The organism is Vibrio sp. A37 (assembly GCF_059777565.1).
In genome coordinates this window covers 1-3,990 of the sequence record NZ_JBLNLI010000047.1, presented here as the reverse complement: position 1 = coordinate 3,990, position 3,990 = coordinate 1, and the positions used below count along the sequence as shown (strand labels likewise).

Sequence of the window (3,990 nt, the reverse complement as noted above, 5' to 3'; positions counted from 1 at the left end):
TTTTTCTAATATTGTTTATGCGCTCTGCTGATGTTGTTTTCATATATGCCTCCAACGGCACATTTTTCCATAGTTTATTAATAAATTCCAAAGTAAATACTGATGTAGCACTAGCGTTATCTCTTTGTTAAATTAGGTAAAAGTTAACAAAAGTGATTTCATTATGTCATTTATTATGTAATTATACTAACCGGAGATCATAGGTATTCTATGGTTCTGTCTAATTTTACATTTTTTAGAGTGGGTATATATTAAAATTTAATTTTTTAAAATAAACATGTTCATATTGCGAATGTATAACATCAGCTATGGGTTTTAATATTAGAATCCATAGCACAACGTTCTTAAGCGAGAATGTTGTATATAGCCAACTGACATTGTTACCCGCCTCTTCATTTGGGTAATAGCTAATAAAATCGTTACCCCATACTCATCGTGTGGGGTTTTTTTTAGGCAAAATAAGGTTGAGGAATTGTTTAGGTTAAGTGCGTAGGCCATTAAATTTTAATAGCATTTATACATTGTGATTTTCTTTAATGATTGATTTGTAATTTTAACTATTTGAATCCTTTATCATTCTCCTTTTGGTCAGAAGAACACTAGCCATTAAAAACACCATACATTGATTCAAAAAAACCATCAGTAGAAGGATGCTAGATTTTGCACGCATTCCCTACATGACATAAAAAAAGTAGAAACCCCCTGAAGAAAGATTTCTACTTAAATACATCGACACTTTGGATTGGTTATTTGTCAGTAAACCAATGAAGATACCAAGACAACCTTCAACATCACATTACCAAACACCACCCGATAATAAACCGCAAAGCATGTTGTTTTGGGATCTAGTTAAAATTCAACCAAGCCAAAACAAGTGAGCCGTTCAAAAATCAAACATTTGAAATGCAAATTACCTAAGTATTAGCGACTTAGGTAGGTTTTTTCTTGAACCGTATTTTCCAACATACACTCAAATGAAGCCGCTCTCGCGGCTCTTTAAGTGCTTTGTTATAGTGGTAAACTCTGTGACGAACTCGCAGTTTGATGGCAAAGTTTAAGATTTAGGTAAACTAAGTGTTTGGCCAGATTTGCATTTAAAAGTATAGTACTTGCTACTTTCATTAAATTGGCCTAACCCGCCACCATTACAATACTCAGAGTTAATGTTTTTCATTACTTCTAACGTATCTTGGTTTCTAAGTGCAAACTTTGAACCATCAGAGCAAATAATTCTTGTGTTTCCATCATCGCTCACTGAATAAACATCTACCTTAGTGTTACACAGCTCGAATGAAGCGTCTTGATAGTTATCTTGTTGAGTGTTGCTAGAGCAGCCTCCAAGAGCTAAAGGTGCCAATATAGCTAAGAATAAATATTTCACAGTTGACCGTCCTATTGATAAAATTAACACATAAATTATTAAAATGAATAGCTTGCGCCAACCAGGAAGTCGTTGATAACTGGAACAAAGCTTGAGCTATCCGCAGTCGCGCTAGTGTCGCCAAAGTAGTGTGTAAATGAAGCTTGGAGACTTAATGCGTCTGTGACGGCATAGCCTACTCCAAAACCTACCAATGGTTTTACAGCATGATCGGTTTGTGACTCGTTTAAGCTCGGGACAGCTGAATTGGAATAAGTTAATTTGCTAGAAATATAAGCGAGACCAGCTTTGCCGAATACAGACCAGTTATTAGAAATATGATAGGTTCCCACTCCTGCTAAGTCTAAAGCAGATGAACTAACTTTTTCACTTTGAGTGACACCAAGAGCAGTCGCATCCCATTCTGCTGTTCCAAAGTCAGTGTAACCTAACTCTGCCCCTAAATCCCACTTGTCATTTAAATTATGGGTATAGCCAGCGGCAATTCTTCCTGCAAACTCAGATGCAGTATTATCGGCGGCCGCATCAGATGGAAGAGTCTGGGCTGCAACACCCACGCCTCCAGAAACATAAAAGTTGTCCGCAAATGCACTTGCAGTACCAGCAGCAGATAGTGCTGCAACGAGAGCGATAAATTTCGCTGAATTTAGCTTTTTCATATTTTAACCACGCATATATTTTATTAACCTTCCTGATGAAATACCCACCTCCTTATTGGTACGATGAAGTTACGGTTTTGTGATTTTAATTACAACCCGATCTTTACCTATGAAAATCATAACCTTGGAATTTATTCGTTTAATTAATGAACATTTAAATTAACCACTTTTGTGTAATTGATTGATTATTTTTTAATTTTTATAAAAAAAGAGTTGACTAAGTTTTTTATTTAGAGTGTGTTTGGTTTATTTGGAAAGTATGTTTGCATAAATAATAACCAGTATTTCTGATAATTATTATTATCAAGAATGAATTGTTTTGTTAGTTATAATTACAAGAATATGAAAGGCGCATCCCGATTGGTAAGTTCGCGGGCCTGATAAACATATTCACGCTTGATGAGCTTCTTAAGCTGAATACGAATTAAAAAAAGTAGAAACCCTGCTAGAAAGAAATTAGGGTGAACTTAGAGGTACCACAAGGAAAGAAAGAAGCCGTTGAAAGACTTAGTAAAATCTATTCCGAACGTCCAGAGGACATTATCAAGCACGATTTTTTCTTCGCAGACATATGTCCGGCGAGAGCTTAACTCAGTATATAAAGAAATATGATGTTTTTTTAATTGTCATACTGCCAGAATTGGACTGGCTTGGTGTACTTCCGTAGCTGAATATGAAGTTAAGAAAGTTTTGATTCCTGAGAACTATCGACGTGCTGCTGATGAGCTCTGTGATTATTTAGACGTATAACGGGTTTGAAGTCCAACGGCACACATTTATTCTAATAATCATGCGGCTTTTAGATTACCACTTCAATTAATGTTTGCTAATTCACAGAAATGATAGCGAGTCTGTAAGATGCATTACTAGAGGGAAGAATCAAGAGTTATTAGAATGCCCAACCAAAGGTATGTTAGTATCCTAGCTTTCGATTCGGCTGGAGAAAATCTTTCATGATTATCGAGTGGTTAAGCTCAGAAAGTAAAAGAATGTTTTCAGAAGCTCATACTGACTTGTTTTTTATGCTTGCTGAGTTTTTTAATGTGCAAGATTGCCGTATGAGTTGTGGCTTAGCTTCAAGTTCAATGATATTGAACTCCATATACTCTAGAAATCATCAAGCTCCAGAAATTGTTCCCTTAGCCGAAACTTTACCAAAAGAAGATATTTCCCATTTTGACTACTTTATTAGTACTTCCGATTTTACTCCTTTCTACAACAGATTTACCCAAAGCAATACGATAAAAAATAAAGCCCTATTTGAAAAAATGTTATGTAGAACGAGTATTGAAAATCGTGATGATGAGATCGATGGTGGGCTACTACTAAGCGAAGTTAGCTCTATCTTAAATGACTACAATATTGCTTCTCGAGTCTATAACGTTGACAAAAGTGTATCTCTTCAAAAAGTCATTCACGACATCGAAACTGCGACTGCTAATGGAAACTATATTCTGGTGAACTTTTACAAAGGTTCATTTTTTGAAAAGCAAACGACTGGACATATATCTCCTATTGGTGCATACCACAAAGAAACCAACTCTGTCTTGGTCATGGATGTGAATACGGTCAGCAACGGATGGTTTTGGGTTACAATCGAAAAATTAGTAGAGTCGATGTCGGTCGTTGATAGATTCTCTCGACCTCGTGGATACTTAATTACTAAGCTTTTAAACCTATCACTTTGTAGCGCTAGCTAAGAGGTTGGTGATTCCTAACGATATACTTTTTTCGAGTAGCGGTGTAATAGTCCCAAAGGTGCGGGCTGCTCTTATGAGGCTAAAGCCTTACAAGCAAAGTATGAATCTATAGTTGATAACTACAGAACAATAGTAGGAGATAGATTCAAAGAGGTAGCGTTGGTTATGGCATCAAATACATTGGCAGAAGTTGAAGAGTTTGCGAGACAACTTGTGCAAGTTATCTAGTCGGCAATCGGCAATTTTAGCG

General features: G+C 36.2%; 3 protein-coding genes. 1 reads left to right on the top strand and 2 read right to left on the bottom strand.

The window, feature by feature from the left end:
- Positions 1-1,054 precede the first annotated feature (1,054 nt).
- Entirely contained in the window at positions 1,055-1,381 is a 327-nt protein-coding gene (locus ACM2FC_RS23360; protein ID WP_498483439.1) for a hypothetical protein, read from the bottom strand.
- Between the two features lie 38 nt (positions 1,382-1,419).
- The gene (locus ACM2FC_RS23355) at positions 1,420-2,040 is read right to left on the bottom strand and encodes an outer membrane protein (protein ID WP_498483438.1); all 621 of its coding nucleotides are present in this window, start codon (positions 2,038-2,040) and stop codon (positions 1,420-1,422) included.
- Positions 2,041-2,993: 953 nt separating this feature from the next.
- On the opposite strand from ACM2FC_RS23355, the gene ACM2FC_RS23350 reads away from it, so the two are divergent.
- On the top strand, positions 2,994-3,740 hold the full coding sequence (locus ACM2FC_RS23350; RefSeq protein ID WP_498483437.1) for a phytochelatin synthase family protein: 747 nt from the start codon (positions 2,994-2,996) through the stop codon (positions 3,738-3,740).
- Positions 3,741-3,990 lie beyond the last annotated feature (250 nt).

What these genes read in the sequence shown, in the direction of transcription:
- ACM2FC_RS23355 (WP_498483438.1), bottom strand. Translation starts at nt 2,040, where the DNA reads ATGAAAAAGCTAAATTCAGCGAAATTTATCGCTCTCGTTGCAGCACTA.
- ACM2FC_RS23350 (WP_498483437.1), top strand. Translation starts at nt 2,994, where the DNA reads ATGATTATCGAGTGGTTAAGCTCAGAAAGTAAAAGAATGTTTTCAGAA.